The organism is Pseudomonas salicis, from assembly GCF_057128705.1.
In genome coordinates this window covers 1,293,551-1,308,723 of the sequence record NZ_JBSKHU010000001.1, presented here as the reverse complement: position 1 = coordinate 1,308,723, position 15,173 = coordinate 1,293,551, and the positions used below count along the sequence as shown (strand labels likewise).

13 protein-coding genes are annotated in these 15,173 nt (G+C 61.8%); 8 read left to right on the top strand and 5 right to left on the bottom strand.

Annotated elements, in window-relative coordinates; translation table 11 throughout:
* Together ACWKWE_RS05990 and ACWKWE_RS05985 are read left to right on the top strand one after the other, a co-directional pair.
* The coding region (locus ACWKWE_RS05990; RefSeq protein ID WP_483849954.1) for an aspartate aminotransferase family protein at positions 1-1,221 on the top strand (1,221 nt) is incomplete at its 5' end.
* Positions 1,222-1,410: 189 nt separating this feature from the next.
* Positions 1,411-2,085, top strand: a complete 675-nt coding sequence (locus tag ACWKWE_RS05985) for a GntR family transcriptional regulator (RefSeq protein WP_341958447.1) — start codon at positions 1,411-1,413, stop codon at positions 2,083-2,085.
* A gap of 102 nt (positions 2,086-2,187) precedes the next feature.
* On the opposite strand, the gene ACWKWE_RS05980 is transcribed toward ACWKWE_RS05985, so the two are convergent.
* Both ACWKWE_RS05980 and ACWKWE_RS05975 read right to left on the bottom strand, forming a co-directional pair.
* Positions 2,188-3,429: an MFS transporter gene (locus ACWKWE_RS05980; RefSeq protein WP_166597014.1), complete on the bottom strand. Its 1,242-nt coding sequence runs from the start codon at positions 3,427-3,429 to the stop codon at positions 2,188-2,190.
* Positions 3,430-3,740: 311 nt separating this feature from the next.
* On the bottom strand, positions 3,741-4,727 hold the full coding sequence (locus tag ACWKWE_RS05975) for an ABC transporter substrate-binding protein (protein WP_483849953.1): 987 nt from the start codon (positions 4,725-4,727) through the stop codon (positions 3,741-3,743).
* Between the two features lie 605 nt (positions 4,728-5,332).
* Here ACWKWE_RS05975 and ACWKWE_RS05970 point away from each other — a divergent pair.
* Genes ACWKWE_RS05970 through proB form a run of 6 tightly spaced genes read left to right on the top strand, consistent with a single transcriptional unit; the run spans position 5,333 to position 11,775 of the window.
* Positions 5,333-6,181 (top strand): ABC transporter ATP-binding protein, encoded by an 849-nt coding sequence (locus tag ACWKWE_RS05970; RefSeq protein ID WP_166596970.1) that lies wholly within the window; start codon positions 5,333-5,335, stop codon positions 6,179-6,181.
* A gap of 31 nt (positions 6,182-6,212) precedes the next feature.
* Positions 6,213-6,962 carry an ABC transporter permease gene (locus ACWKWE_RS05965; RefSeq protein WP_166596971.1) on the top strand — a complete coding sequence of 250 codons (750 nt, stop codon included), beginning with the start codon at positions 6,213-6,215 and terminating at the stop codon, positions 6,960-6,962.
* 5 nt (positions 6,963-6,967) lie between these two features.
* Positions 6,968-7,699: an ABC transporter permease gene (locus ACWKWE_RS05960; protein ID WP_166596972.1), complete on the top strand. Its 732-nt coding sequence runs from the start codon at positions 6,968-6,970 to the stop codon at positions 7,697-7,699.
* A gap of 42 nt (positions 7,700-7,741) precedes the next feature.
* Positions 7,742-8,578 carry a carboxylating nicotinate-nucleotide diphosphorylase gene (nadC, locus tag ACWKWE_RS05955; RefSeq protein WP_166596973.1) on the top strand — a complete coding sequence of 279 codons (837 nt, stop codon included), beginning with the start codon at positions 7,742-7,744 and terminating at the stop codon, positions 8,576-8,578.
* 5 nt (positions 8,579-8,583) lie between these two features.
* Positions 8,584-10,629, top strand: coding sequence for a phosphonate metabolism protein/1,5-bisphosphokinase (PRPP-forming) PhnN (gene phnN / locus ACWKWE_RS05950; protein ID WP_483849952.1), 2,046 nt, complete (start codon positions 8,584-8,586; stop codon positions 10,627-10,629).
* Between the two features lie 48 nt (positions 10,630-10,677).
* The gene (gene proB, locus ACWKWE_RS05945; RefSeq protein ID WP_483849951.1) at positions 10,678-11,775 is read left to right on the top strand and encodes a glutamate 5-kinase; all 1,098 of its coding nucleotides are present in this window, start codon (positions 10,678-10,680) and stop codon (positions 11,773-11,775) included.
* Positions 11,776-11,785: 10 nt separating this feature from the next.
* On the opposite strand, the gene ACWKWE_RS05940 is transcribed toward proB, so the two are convergent.
* The 3 genes from ACWKWE_RS05940 to ACWKWE_RS05930 all read right to left on the bottom strand — a co-directional run bounded on the left by ACWKWE_RS05940 (position 11,786) and on the right by ACWKWE_RS05930 (position 15,100).
* The gene (locus tag ACWKWE_RS05940) at positions 11,786-13,117 is read right to left on the bottom strand and encodes an LLM class flavin-dependent oxidoreductase (protein WP_483849950.1); all 1,332 of its coding nucleotides are present in this window, start codon (positions 13,115-13,117) and stop codon (positions 11,786-11,788) included.
* Positions 13,114-14,082 (bottom strand): aliphatic sulfonate ABC transporter substrate-binding protein, encoded by a 969-nt coding sequence (locus tag ACWKWE_RS05935; protein WP_483849949.1) that lies wholly within the window; start codon positions 14,080-14,082, stop codon positions 13,114-13,116. Before ACWKWE_RS05935 ends, ACWKWE_RS05940 begins: the two co-directional genes overlap by 4 nt.
* A gap of 109 nt (positions 14,083-14,191) precedes the next feature.
* A complete protein-coding gene (locus tag ACWKWE_RS05930; RefSeq protein ID WP_166596978.1) occupies positions 14,192-15,100 on the bottom strand; it encodes a LysR substrate-binding domain-containing protein in 909 nt (302 codons plus the stop codon).
* Positions 15,101-15,173 lie beyond the last annotated feature (73 nt).

Here is a 15,173-nt window from a genome sequence, read left to right as displayed (position 1 = left end):
CCCAGCCGCAAGCTTGGACAACCCTATGCGTTCGTTCGCGCAGAAGGGGCGTATCTCTTCGACGCCGACGGTCATCGACACACGGACTTTCATTGCGGATTCGGCGCCCATGTCCTGGGGCACGGGCATCCGGCAATCCGTGATCGGGTCTTCGAAGTGGCGCAGCGCATGGACCTGATGGGCGCAGGCATCACCGACCTGGAAGTCGAAGTGGCGGAGACGCTGGTCGGTCACATTCCCTGCGCCGAGCAGATTGCGTTTTGCAACAGCGGCTCGGAGGCGACCTATCACGCGTTGCGCCTCGCCCGTGCGGCCACGGGGCGCAAACGGATCATCAAGTTTCAGGGCGGATACCACGGCTGGCACGATTACGTCGCCATGAACGGTCAGACCGCCAGAGACCGGATCGGCCAGTTCGACCCGATGTCCGATGGCATTCTCCACGCCGCCGCCGAGTACACGGCTGTTCTTCCGTACAACGATGCCGAAGCGGTCGAGCAGTACCTCAAGGCTCATCCGGGGGAGGTGGCAGCCATTATCGTTGAGCCCATCGCTCACAATATGGGGGCGGTGGCGGCGACGGACGCTTTTCTTAAAGACCTGCGCAGCCTGACACGCGACCATGGCGTCGTGCTGATCTTCGATGAAGTGATCACCGGCTTCAGGCACGCGCTGGGCGGCTATCAGTCGATCGTTGGGGTGACACCGGATTTGGCCACGTTTGGCAAGGCGGCTTCGTCGGGCTATCCCGTGGGGTTCATTGCCGGGAAGCGTGAGTTGATGCACTTGATCGGTTTGACCGGTCCCAAGGGCGTTTTCATGGGCGGCACCTGCAATGGCACCCCTTCAACGCTGGCGGCGGTGCAGGCCACCCTCGAAGAACTGGCGCGCCCCGGGACGTACGAAAAGCTGTTCGCCTTGGGCGATTACATGCGCGCACAGCTGGACACCATCGTGCAACGCTTGGGCATTCCGGCACAAAGCGCCGGTTATGGTTCGGCCTGGCTGCTGTATTTTTTCGAGGGGCCGTACCACCAGTACACCGATCTGCTGCGCAACGATGACGCGCGCGACATGGCCTTTCGTCAGCGCCTGATCGAGAAACGGCACATCTTCCAGCCGATGCAACTCAAGCGACTGTATCTGTCGACCGCGCACACCCGCGAGATACTGGATGAGTCCCTTGGCGTGATGGAAGATGTGTTGAAAACGCTGGTCTAGCGGTTCACAGCGTTGTGTGCCGAAGACAGTCTGCCGACTGGCTTCGGGCTGGCGACAGTCGCCAGCCATCGCGAGTGAATTCGCTCCTACAAGTGATCGCGCCCTATATGTTATAAGTGGCCCCTTATCGCTTATGGGGGCGCGAGCCTTCATGCCATTACCCGAGACCGCCACTATCAGGAGCTCACTGTGCAGATTCAACCCTTGGAGCAAGGCAACCTTTCGGCTCGGGCGTATTTTTCGATTCGCGAAGGACTGATCGCTGGAAACTTCAAGCCGGGGGAGCGGTTGGTCATGCAGGACCTCGCAGAACGACTGGGAACCAGCGTCACGCCCGTGCGCGAAGCCTGTCTTCGGCTGGTCAGCGAACGCGGTCTGGAGCTTCGCTCTGGCCGGTTTGCAACGGTGCCGGCATTGACCCGGGCGCGTTATCTGGAGGTTCGGACCATCCGCATGGCGCTGGAAGGGCTGGCGGCCGAAATGGCCACGCACAACGTGACTGAAGCCGACCTGGCCAGGCTTCTGGCGCTTCACAACTTGTTCGAAGAAGCGGATCGAAACAACGACGGCCTGGCGGCGATGCACCACAACCGAGAGTTTCACTTCACGCTCTACAGGCTGTCGGGCATGGACATGCTCACCGCTCAGATCGAGGGCTTGTGGGTCTCCATGGGGCCGATCCTGAATCTGTTCTATACCTTCGGCCACAACTCTTATATCGGGGCCGATGAACACATGGTGCTGATGGATGCGTTGCGCGATAAAAAACCCGCCAAGGCCCGCAAGGCCATTGCTGATGACATCCTGCGCGGCGGTGTCAGCATTCTGAAATTCATTGATGAAACCGAGGAGAAACTGGCCTGATCAGGGTCTCTCCACAGGCCCTGACCGCGCTGCAATGCTCATCGCAGCCGGTCCGCAGATCAGGTTTCCAGCGCGCTACGCAGGAAGCCCGGCCCTGTCGCTTCAGTGCTGAGTGACCACCACCGAGGCGTCAGCATCCCCGGCCTGGCTGTTGCTGACGTTACGTCCCAGCACCAGCACCGTCGCCAGACCGCAGCCCACCAACGCCGTCGCCAGGCTCATCAACACCGAGCTGCCCAGTTGGTCGACGATCTGCCCGCCGAAGAACGAACCCAGCGCAATGATCACCTGGAACATCGCGACGAACAGCGGCATGCCGCGTTCGACATCTTTGGGGGCCACGACGAACATCCAGATACTGGCGCAGGCCGGGAAGGCGCCGAAGGCAAAGCCCCAGAGCGCGATCAGCATGGCAGCGCCCGTCAGGCCGGTGGCGAAGTACGGGAACAACGCGGTGCTGACGCCAATCAGCACCGCGACCAGCATCAGCGTGTGGCGCACGCTGCGGTTGGCAGCGAAACCGGCAAAGATGTTACCCATGACCCCGGCGATGCCATAGAGCAGCAGCAACGAACCAATGGTCGGGCCGTCGAACCCGGCGCTGTGTTTGAAGAAGGGCGCGACGTAGGTGTAGGCAGCGAAGTGCGCCAGGCCGATCAGCAGGACCGCGATCAGTCCCACCCTCGCTTGTGGATTGATGAACAGGGCCGGGAGGTCACTGATGCGAATGGCTTTGTCCGGATTGAGTCTTGGCAGCAGGAAAAGCTGCGCCAGCAATACCGGGACGCCCAGCAGTGCGGTCACCAGAAAGGTCATGCGCCAGCCCATCAGTTCGCTCAGCCAGGTGCCGACCGGCACGCCCAGCACCGTGGCCAAGGTCACGCCCACCATGATGATCGACGTCGCTTGCGCCACGCCTACGCCTTTGGGGGCGAGACGGCCGCTCAGGGCAATCGCCGTGGCCCAGAACCCGCCGATGCTGACGCCCAGAAGCACACGACCGAACAGCAGCAGACTGAAGTCGCTGGCGTAGGCCACGACCGAGTTGGCGATGATCATGATCAGCGTCAGGCCGATCAACAGGTAACGACGGTCCATGGCGCCAATGCCCACCGACAACAACGGCGCGGCGAGGGCGGCCATGATGCCGGGCAGGGTCACCATCAGGCCGGCGTGGCCCGCACTGATGCCCAGGTCGCGCGCAACGTCGTTGAGCACGCCGACCGGAAGAAACTCGCTGGTGACCAGGGCGAAGGCGCCGACGGCGACCGAGAGAATCGCCAGCCACTGCTGTTTGACGCTCTGCTGATTGTGTTCGGGCGGGGTATGACTGGCGCTTGGCATGGTTTCGAATTCCAAGGAAGAGTGTCGCCTCAAGCAGGCGCAGGAGCGGGGGAAAAGAGGAGGGGATTGTAGGAGTCAGCTTTCGAGCGCCAACAGGCGAGCGGTTCGATAGTCATCATCAGTAAGATTGATAAGACCCCTCGAAACGCCCTGGATAGAGCCTCTCACGGGTGCTGTCGGCAGGCCTGCCCCAAGAGCGGGTGCTCAACACTGATCGCCGATGGCCGAACCCTGGCCGTGCAAAAAACACCGACGGCCCGTCGCCTGTCACACAGGCAAACGGGCCGTTTGCAGGGGAGCATCAGCCGTGATTAATGCTGCAAGTCGCTCGGCAGGTAGGATTTGTCCATGATGGCGGCCCAGTCCACCGTGCCTTTGAGTTCGCCGTTGAGTCTCAAGCCGTCGGCCATGCGCTCCAGTTCGACCGTGTTGAAATCACCCTCGCTCCACATGTGGGGCGCGATCATATTGTCCACGGCTTCCTTGGCGATGGCCGGCTCCAGCTTGAAGCTCTTGGCGAGGATGTCGGCAGCCTGCTGCGGGTTGTCGTAGATGGCTTTGACGCCCAGTCGGCGGCCTTCGATGATTGCTCGCAGTTTGTCGGGGTGGGCCTTGGCGAATTCGCGGGTGGTGATCCCCACCGACGTCGTCATCGGCGGCAGCAAGTCGCTGGACTTGTAGAGCGTGGTGTACTGATCTTTGCGCAGGATCGACAGAGGCTCGATCTGCACGGCCGCGTCCACGGCTTTCTGATCCAGCAACGTCAGGCCGTTCACGTAGCCGCCGGAGGCCACTCGGGTCACTGTGTCCGCGTCGATGCCCTTGGCTTTGAGCGACATCAGCAGCAGCATTTCCGAGACACCCTTGGGCGAGGTGATCGCGACTTTTTTCCCTTCCAGTTGAGCGATGTCCTTCACCGGAGAACCCTTGAGGGTCACGACAGACGATTCGGCCACCGAGCGAGTGCCGATGTTGACGATGACCAAATCAAGCCCCTGGCGCTGGGCGGCGAGCGCTGCGGCCACGGCCACTTCACCGTAGGGCGTATCGCTTGCCAGAATATTGCGCACGGTGGTGCCGCCACCGCCCGATCCCAGAATGCCCGTGATATCGATACCAGCCTTCTTGAACAACCCGGTCTCCATCGCCACGGCATAAGGGAGGCCATAAAGGCTTGTTCCCCATTGGGTCACCGAAATCTCGTCGGCGTGCGCAGACGTGGCGATCAGCGACAACATCGCCAGGCCGGCTACGGCGAACTTTCGGGTCGAGTACAAAAGGGCTTGCTGTGCAGTCATTCTTGAAACTCCTATTGGCTTCAGGGTGCATGGGGCATGGCAAGAGAGGGGCGAGGCGTCGTTATTATTCGTTTCTGTACGCTATTAACTGCGGCCAGCAAAATGCAGGCCAAGGGTATTTTCTGAATGAGGTTTTTTGCAGTCTTGGGCATTAACACGCTGATAATTATGAACTTAGGACGTTTTCATTGTCTTTCGCCAAAACGGCCGCGTGCCGCGTTGAATCAGTGTGTACGTTGTTTTTGCCAGCCGTTGCGCGCACTGCTCGCTGAGCGGAAGACGGGTGAGTTCGTCCCGTTTTAGTGCGATTGTACGAACGACAGCACTAAGCTGGAGCGAGTAGCGTACACATTGCAATCGATTAACTTTCTGTTTTATAGCGCTTGTTTTTACCGCGCTCACTTATCCGCTTTAAAATCAGATTTAATCTGTTAAAAGCCGTTATAAATCATCTGTTTAATTGAATGTTGTTGTTACTTCAATGCGGGTTTTTATTACTTGGCAGCGATCTTGCTGTGTCCCTCATATGTAGCGTATGCATTATAAGTTGAGCGCTTTTAGCCTTGGCGGGCCAGGGCTTACCAGCGAATCTGGAGGAGTGAAGCATGACCTTTGCATTGAAGGGTGGGGCGGTTGAACCGCTAAGGGCGGCCCCGGAATCTCGCACGGCGCACGTCACTCTGAGTCAGGTGACTCGCTCGTTCAAAAAGGCGGGTACGCGTGAACTGTTTGCGGCGCTCGGGCCCATCGACCTGACGCTGAACAAAGGTGAATTCTTCTCCGTTGTCGGCCCCTCCGGGTGCGGCAAATCCACATTGATGGACGTCCTGTCCGGCCTTGCGCGACCGACGTCGGGCGAGGTGATGTTCGAAGGCAAGGTCATTTCCAGCGTGCCAGACGGCGTGGGCGTGGTGTTTCAGGAGGATGCGTCGTTTCCCTGGCTGAACGTGCGCGACAACATCGCTTTCGGCCTGCGTCGCAGCGGCGTCGATGGCCCGGAAGTGGAGCGTCGGGTGGCCTACGCATTGGGGTTCATGGGCCTGCGGGATTTCGCGAGTGCCTACCCCGCGCAACTTTCCGGAGGCATGCGCCAGCGGGTGTGCATCGCCCGAACGTTGGTCATGCAGCCGCGCCTGATTCTGATGGACGAACCCTTCGGTGCGCTGGACCAACAGACGCGCTTGTTGATGGGGGACGAACTGCTGCGGTTGTGGCGCGAAACGTCCGCCACTGTGTTGCTGATCACCCACGCGCTGGACGAAGCCGCGATGCTCTCGGATCGCGTCGGCGTGATGTCCTCACGGCCAGGGCTGTTCATTGACATGGTGGACACCGGCTGGGATCGCGACCGCGACAGCCGCGTGGTGTCCACGCCACGCTTCGGCGAGATCAATTCCCGTCTCTGGGAGAAGTTGCGCGTGGAAACCATGAAGGTCATGGGCACCCAGCACTGATCCGGTCGGGCCATCTAGCGAGGACGTCGAGTTGAATATCGAAAGCGTGCTGCGATCTGCACTGGTCGCAAGCTTCATCGGGTTGATCGAGCTGCTGTGCCGGACGCACGTCATCCCTCAAAGCGTGTTGATTCCACCCTCGCAAATGCTCACGCATCTGTTGGCACTGGTGTCGTCGGGGCATTACGGCGCCGACATTCTGTTCAGTTTCACCAACATTCTGGTGTCGGCGTTCATCGCGGTCATCAGCGGGTTCTTCATTGGCCTGGCGGTGCATTCGATGCCGCGTTTTCGGGCGGCCCTGGAACCGTTGCTGGCGAGCTATTACGCCGTCCCGACGTTCATTTTCTACCCCGTATTCATCGTGGTTTTCGGTGTCGGTCACGGCTCGATCATCGCCATCGCGGTGCTGCTGGCCATCGTCGCCATGATCACCGCCACGCTGACCGGGCTTGATCGTATCCCCAAGGTCTTGCGCAAGAGCGCTGCGGTCATGCGCATGTCCAGGCTTGAGACGGCGTACCGCATCGAGCTGCCCGCCGCGCTGCCGTACCTGTTTGGCGGGGTGAAACTGGCGGTGGCCTACGCCTTCATCGGCGTCATAGCCTCCGAGTTCATCCTCTCAGGCTCCGGGATCGGCTACGCCATTGCCTTTGCCTACAACAATTTCGAGAGCGACAACATGTACGCCCTCATGTTGCTGGTGTTGATCAGTGTCACGCTGATCAACGCGCTGCTCAATTTCATGGACCGTCGCCTGCAAGCGCGTCGTCAACGGTGAATACCATGCAAAGAATGGTTCCGACGTTTTTACTGGTCATGGCCCTGATTGCCGCCTGGCAGGTGTTGCACCTCATGATTGGGGCCGGCGCGCTGACCTCGCCCTGGATGACGCTCACACACCTGATTTCAATGATGGGCACGGCCGAGCTGTGGGCCAACGTGGGGGCGACCGCCAAGGCGTTCGCCTACGCTATGAGCCTGGCATTGATCGGCGGTATCGTGCTGGGCGTGTTACTGGGCATCAACCGCCTCGCCGGTGCGGTCGCCGAACCGATTCTGCTGAATCTGTACGCGATCCCCAAAGTGACGCTCTACCCGCTGGTCTTGCTGTGTTTCGGCCTGGGGCTTTCGTCGAAAGTGGCGTTCGGCGTCATGCACGGTCTGATTCCGATTCTGTTGTTCACCATGAACGCCATTCGCCAGATGCGACCGGTGTACCTGCGCACCGCCGGGACGCTGCGCCTGAGCCCCCTCCAATCGCTGTTCCACGTTCTGCTGCCCGCGATCCTGCCGGAAATCGTGGCCGGCGTACGGCTGGGTTTTGCGCTGACGTTGCTGGGGGTGCTGATCGGCGAAATGTTCGCTTCTCAACGGGGGCTGGGCTACCTGGCGGTCAACGCGATGGGGCTGGGGGATATCCCGACCATCATGGCCGTCGCGTTGTTACTCACCGTCATCGCCGTCACCTGCAACAGCCTGATGCTGATGCTCGACAAAAAATTGCAGCACCGATAATCGACCTTCACCGAACTGTATCCACACATAGGGGTAACCACGATGTATGACGTATTCCAGACTGACCGCCTGATCGACCTTTGGCTGGCCGAAGACATCGGTTATTGCGACCTGACCGCTCAAGTGATGATCGAAGCGGACGAAGTGGGCGCTTTCTACATGAACGCTCGCGAGACGCTGATCGTCTCCGGCATCGATATCGCTGCACGGGTGTTCAAGCGCTACGACCCGACGCTGGAAGTGATCGTGCGGGTGAAGGACGGTCAGAAAATCGAAGCCGGTACGGTGATGATCGATGTCCGTGGCAACGCGCGCAGCGTTCTGACAGCCGAACGAACGGCGCTGAATATCGTGCAGCGCATGTCGGGGATCGCCAACGAGACCGCCAAATACGTGGCCGCCGTTGCCGGCAGCCGTGCACGCCTGATCGACACCCGCAAGACCACGCCCGGCCTGCGCATGCTTGAGAAACACGCGGTGACGTGCGGTGGCGGCCTTAACCATCGCCTGGGCCTGGACAACGGCGTGATGATCAAAGACAACCACATTGCGGTGTGCGGCGGCATCACCCAGGCGGTACAGCGCGCGCGTCGCCAGTTGCCCGTGCTGACCAAGCTCGAAGTCGAATGCGACAGCCTCACCCAAGTGGCCGAAGCGCTGGAGGCCAATGTCGACGTGATCATGCTCGACAACATGAGCGTGGCGGACATGGCCGAGGCGGTGAAAATGGTCAATGGGCGCACCAAACTGGAAGCGTCCGGCGGCATCAATCTGTCGACCATCGGCGCAATTTCCAAGACCGGTGTCGACTACATCTCGACCAGCAAGCTCAATCAGGCCGCGGTGTGTGTAGACATCGGCCTGGACGAGGCGGAGTAAGTCACATGGCGCAGGGCATCTTCTTCTTTGTCGTCGGCCCCAGCGGTGCCGGTAAGGATTCGTTGATCGAAGGCGCCCGCGCCCAACTCGGTGACACCGGTCGATACGTGTTCGCCCGTCGCACGATCACGCGCCCCTCGGGCGCACCGGGCGAGGACCACATCGGCGTCACTGAGGCTCAATTCTCGGCGTCCGTGAGTGCAGGGGCGTTTCTGGTCACCTGGGACGCTCATGGACTGTCATACGGTTTGTCTGCTGATTTGCTGACAGCGTTGGGCGAGGGCTGCAACGTCATCGCCAACGGCTCACGCAAAATGATTCGTCAACTGGCCGGGCTGGTGCCCAGGCTCGTGGTGGTGGAAGTCACGGCGTCGATCGACGTGCTGGCGGCGCGCATTCTCGCCCGTGGCCGGGAAAATGCCCTGGAGGCGGGCGCGCGGGTGATGCGTCAGGTCGAGCCGTTGCCCGTGGACATCGAAACGATCCGTGTCAACAACGACGGCGCCCTTGAGCAGGGGGTCAGCGCGTTCGTTCATGCGTTGGCGAACGCCTCTCAACGGGTACGTCTGCGCCGTGTGCCGATCTCGACGGGCCTGGAGCGGGTGGCCTACTTGCCCCTTCACAGCGCCGTGCTGTCGGTCGGCGATTATCTGGGCGGCTCGAAAGTCGACCTCCTGGCCGACACCGCATCATTGAGCGTACAGATTCAAGGGCTGGACGCGCCGGGGTTGCTGGCGGCGGACGAAATCGGGTTGAGCGAGGAAGCATTCGCCCATTGGCGGGTTGCCGAGGGCGCCGAGATCGCCTTGCGCCGCACGCCATCACCGGCCAGTCGTCAGGCCCTGATTCAGAAGGTTCAGGGGCAAGAGCTGGGCGAACCCGAGTATGAAATGCTGCTGCGCGACATCATTGAGGGGCGTTACACGGATGGCGAAATCAGCGCGTTTCTGGTCAGCGCCACGCGCAGCCTGTCCGACGCCGAGGTCGTCGCGCTGGCCAGGGTGCGCAGCCGCTTCTCCCCGACGATGACGTGGGACCGTCCGATCGTGGTCGACAAGCACTCGATGGGCGGGGTCCCCGGCAGCCGCATCACCTTGCTGGTGGTGCCCATCGTCGCGGCTCACGGCCTGGCGATGCCCAAAACGTCGTCCCGGGCAATCACGTCTGCGGCGGGCACGGCTGACGCCATGGAGTCCGTGGCGCGAGTGGACCTGGACATCGCCGACGTGCAGCGTTGTGTCGCTGAGGCGGGGGCGTGCATTGCCTGGAATGGGCGACTCAATCACTCACGGGTGGACGATGTGATGAACGCGATCACCCGGCCGTTGGGGCTTGATTCCAATCGGTGGTCGGTGGCGTCGATCCTGTCGAAAAAGCTCACCGCTGGCTCGACCCACGTGGTGGTCGATCTGCCGTACGGCCCGCGCACCAAACTTAAGACGCAGGCGCAGGCCAGGGAACTGGGCGATTTGTTCGAGCGGGTCGGGGCCGGGCTGGCTCTGACCGTGGTGGCGTTTGCCACAGACGGAAGCCGGCCTATCGGTCGCGGCATCGGGCCTTCGCTGGAGGTGCGCGACGTGCGGGCGGTGCTGGCCAATGATCCTGAGGCGGCGCAGGACTTGCGCGACAAGGCGCTTTTTTTCGCGGGACAGATTCTGGCGTGGGACCCGGCCATCGGCAGTGTGGAAGCCGGTCGTCGCCGCGCGGAGGAACTGCTGACCAATGGCGAGGCCAATGCGGCGTTTGAGCGGATCATCGACGCCCAGGGTCGGCGAGCGCCCGTGTTGCCAGGTGCGCTGACCTTCGTGGTGTGTGCGAGCGCGGCAGGGGAGGTGAGTGCACTGGACGGTTGGCGCATCGGTGAGCTGGCCCGACGCGCCGGTGCGCCGGCGGATAAATCCGCTGGCATCGACCTCAAGGTCGGGCTGGGTGACCGGGTAACGGCGGGGCAATGCCTGTATGTCATCCATGGCTCCAACAGCACGGACCTTCAGTCTGCCAGCCTCTTGGCACAGATGAGCGACGGCGTGACCGTCACGCCAATCGCGTGATCCGGATGCACCGCCATCCGCGCCCTGAACAAACAGTGAGGTAGCCACATGCGTGAAGCGATCGCGACCACCCAGCGCTGGGTCATCCACGTCGACAACCGTCTGATTGCGGCAACCGACGGCTTCAATCCGGATGCCATCCGCAAGCTGGCCGCTCAATCGATGGCCCTGCATCAACGAGGGCTTGAAGTCGTTGTGGTCTCGACGCCTGGCGCCGGTGCCTCCACAGGCGTCGCGCTGCCCTTGCATCAAGCGCAGGCCCTGGCCGCGATCGATCAGATCAGGCTGACCCAGCTCTGGGCGCAAGCGCTGGCGCACGCTGGCGCTCAATCTGCGCAGATTCTGCTGACACAGGATGACCTGTCCCACCGCAAGCACTACCTCAACGCACGCAGCACGCTGCAAGTCTTGCTCGGGCAGGGCGTGATCCCGTTGGTCAGCGAGAACTGTGCCTTGGCCACCCATGGGATTCGCGCGGGAAACACCGACAGTCTGGGCGCGCTGGTGGTCAATCTGGTGCAGGCGGATGTGTACATTTTGCTGACCGAGCTGGAAGGCTTCCTGATTACGAGCCAGGGCCTAGAAACCGATCAGGCCACAGCGGTGATCGATGAAGCCGCTGCCGGGGATGCCTCGCTGGATCGCTACGCGCACGACATGACTGAACACTTCGGCGTCGATGTGCGCTCCTGGTTGCGCTCGGCGCGGCTGGCCGCCCGTTCAGGTGCCCACACGGTGATCGCCGATGGGCGCCAGGACGGCATTCTCGATGCCATCGCTGCGGGCGCATCGGTCGGCACGCTGCTGATCTCTGATACCCACCCGGCGGCGTCCCGAGGACGCTGGCTGTCCAATCAACTGCCCATGCGCGGGACGCTGGAGATCATCGACGGCAGCGCATCGGCCACGACGGGCATCACCGCGTTGATGATCCTGCGCAGCGAAGGCGTGTTTCAGCGTGGCGACATGGTGGTGTGCCGAGGCGCTGACGGCGTTGAGTGGGCGCGGGGGCTGGTCAACTACAGCTCGCAGGAAATTCAAAAGCTGCGTGGCCAGTTCGTCGAAGCGTTTTCCCGGCAAATCGGTTATGTCGCCGAACCGGACATCATCAGTCGCGAAAATCTGGTGGTTGTAAAGGCGCCCTGACCGGACGCCTTTAGGCGCGAGGGCCGTTCGCAGGCCGCTCCAATCCCAGATGCTCGCGCAGGGTGCGTCCGCTGTACTCCCGGCGGAACAGGCCCCGTCGCTGCAGCTCTGGCACCACACCGTTGACGAAATCGTCGAGGCTTTGAGGCAGGTAGGGCGGCATGATGTTAAAGCCGTCGCAGGCGCGTTCCGTGAACCACTGTTCGAGATCATCCGCGACTTCGCTGGCCGTGCCCACCAGCACCCGATGGGAGCGACTGCCACCAAAGCGTTTGCCCAGTTGGCGCAGGGTCAGGCCTTCGCGTTGCGAGAGTTCCTGCACGAGTTTGAAGCGGCTCTGGTTGCCGCGTATCTCTTTCACCTCCGGCAACGGCTCGTCCAGCGGGTAGACCGAGAGGTCGTGGTTCATGCTGTCAGACAACAGCGCCAGCCCGGCGAGGGGGTGAACGTTGTCCTCCAGTTCGGCGAATCGGGCCTGCGCTTCGTCTTTGCTCTTGCCCACGAACGGCATCACGCCCGGCATGATTTTCAGCGAACCGGCCGCGCGCCCCTGAGCGAGCAGGCGCTGATTGACTGTCTCGTAAAACGCCTTGGCTTTTTGCAAATCGGGCTGCGCGGTGAAGATCACGTCGGCGACGCTCGCAGCGAAGTCCTGGCCGGTGTCCGAAGAGCCCGCCTGAATCAGCACCGGGTGACCCTGCGGCGAGCGCGGCACGTTGAGCGGGCCGCGCACGTTGAATAATTCCCCCGCGTGATTGAGGTAATGCACCCGCTCGGGATGGGCAAACTCCCCCGTGACCTTGTCGTGGATGAAGGGGTCGTCTTCCCAGCTGTCCCACAGTTTGATCGCCAGTTCGACGAACTCCCGCGCACGCCGGTAGCGCAGTTCGTGTTCGAGGATCGGCTCGGCGCTGTGGTTCAGCGCTTCGCCGTCGTTGGTGGAGGTCACGATGTTCCAGCCGATGCGGCCTTCGCTGAGGTGATCCAGCGTGGCGAAGGTGCGCGCGAGGGTGAACGGGTGATTGAAGGTGGTCGAAGCTGTCGCCGCGAGGCCGATGTGCGACGTCGCGCCCGCCAACAGGCCCAGCAATGCGACCGGGTCGAGGCGGGAACTGGTGAGGTAGCGCACGCTGGCGTCGAGGTTGTCGCCGAAGCGGTCGGACAAGGCGAGACGGTCGGCGAAAAACAGGTAGTCGAACTTGCCGCGTTCGGCGGTCTGGGCCAAAGCTTTGAAGTAGGCCGGGCTGGTCAGATTGCCGGGTTGCGCGTCGGGCAGGCGCCAGGCGCTGGCGTGGTGGCCGATGCCCATGAGAAAGGCACCGAGGTGCAGTTGTCGGCTCATTGCGGGTGCTCCAGATCGACCACCGCGTCAGCAACGTGCACGGCCTTCGGCAGCAATTGGTTGCGATAGAACGCATCGGCCACCCGTTGCTGGGCATCAATCACCTGAGGGCTCAGCGGAAAATGCACGCCCCATGGCTGACGGGCCAGTGACCGAGTCCACACCGGCACGGGCACCTTGGTGTCGTCGCTCAACAGCTGCGCGACTTCCTGTTGATGGCTCTGAACGTAGTGTTCGGTGCTGTCCAGCTCGCGCAGCACGGTGGCGAGGGTTTCCGGGTAGCGTTTGGCGAACGGGCGCGGTGCGATGTAGAAGCTGTATTGAATCGGCAGGCTGCGCGCCGTGATCAACGGACGGGCGCCACTCGACAGTTCGGTGTCGGCGAGGCGCGGGTCCGGCACCACCCATGCGGCCACGTCGCCCCGCTCGAACGCCGCCCGGCCTTCGCTGTAACCGAGATAGGCTTCTTCCACGTCACCGAGTCTGAGCTTGGCCTGCTCCAGCGCGGCGATCAGCAGGTATTGACCCGCAGACCCCTTGGCCACGGCAATCCGCTTGCCACGCAGATCCGCAAGCGACTGCGCGGTGGAGTCCTTCGGCACCAGAATCGCGTAATTGTCCTGATAAGGTTCGCTGTAGCCGACGTACGTCACATCAGGCCCTGCGCCCGCCTGGGCGAACACGGGCGGGGTCGCGCCCACGAAGCCGATGTCGATGTCGCCACTGTTGATGCCTTCGACCAGCGGCGGCCCGAACGCGAACTCTTGCCACACCACTTTGACGCCGTGAGGCGCGAGGGCTTTTTCCAGCGTCCCGCGGTTTTTCAGGACCACCAGGCTGTTGCCTTTCTGGTAGCCGACGCGAACGGTTTGCGGATACTCGACGGCGGCCTGGGCAATGCTCGCCCAAACCCCTGCCACCTGAAAGGCCGCTACCCATACGGCTGTTTTGAAAGGGATGTGCATGGTTCACGCTTATGAAAGGGAAGGGGCGTCAGGGTATCCAGTCCGGGCGACGCACCGTAAATACCCAATACACATAAGCTTATGTGGGTTCAACGGACCACCGGAACGCTCAAAACAGCGCCTTCTCCTCCAGCATCTGCAACAGTCGCTCGACCGCCACCGATGGCTGTCGATCGGCGCGCACCAGCATGTGCGCCTCTGCGGTTTCGAACACCTCGCTACGGGTGCGGAGCGCGACAAGGCTGCCGTCGGCGACTTCATCTGCCACGGCGTGGGACGACAGAAAGGTCACGCCAAGCTGCGCCTTCACGTAGCTTTTCAGGGTGGCGATGGAGTTGGTCACCAGGCTGGATTCGAACTGCACGCGGTCGTGGTATTGCGCCAGTTTGACCAGGTTGCTCAGACCAAAGCCGTTGGACATCATCCCCACCGGATAGGGGCAAACGTCGCTCAGGGCCAGCGGCTGTTTTTTCCGAGTCAGAGGATGGCCAGGCCAGGCGATCACGCACATGGGCTGTTTGCGTTGCATGACCGTGCGCACGGCCGGGTCGATGGGCGGGCGATAGGCCAGGCCGAGGTGGGCCTGGTCGTTGGCGAGCATGCGCACGGTGTCCACGGCGTTGGCGAATTCCAACGTCACTTTCAGCTTAGGGTGTTGCTGGCAGAAATCCTGAAGCACCCAGCGCACCAATTCCTCGCGAAAACCTTCCCCCGCAACGATATGAATTTCGCCACGCTCCAGCCCCTGCAGTTCAGAAATCTGGGTCAGCAGCAGCGTTTCACTGGAGCGTCGTTCGCGGCAATGGTTGATCACCAGCTCGGCGGCTTCGGTCGGAATGACGCCTCGGCCGTGGCGCTGGAGCAACTGCACACCCAGCTCGCTTTCCAGCTGATGAATTTGCCGGCTGACCACCGACGCTTCGACATTCAGATGGTCTGCCGCGCCGCGTATCGAGCCGGTTTCTGCCACAGCGAGAAAGTAGTGCAAACGTCGTTCACTCAGGCCAATTCTTTGCACAGTCGGTGTCTCCTGACCGTTGACTTAAGGGCAACGCTCGCCGACGAGTATTGCTATTGTTCGCAGTCTTCAT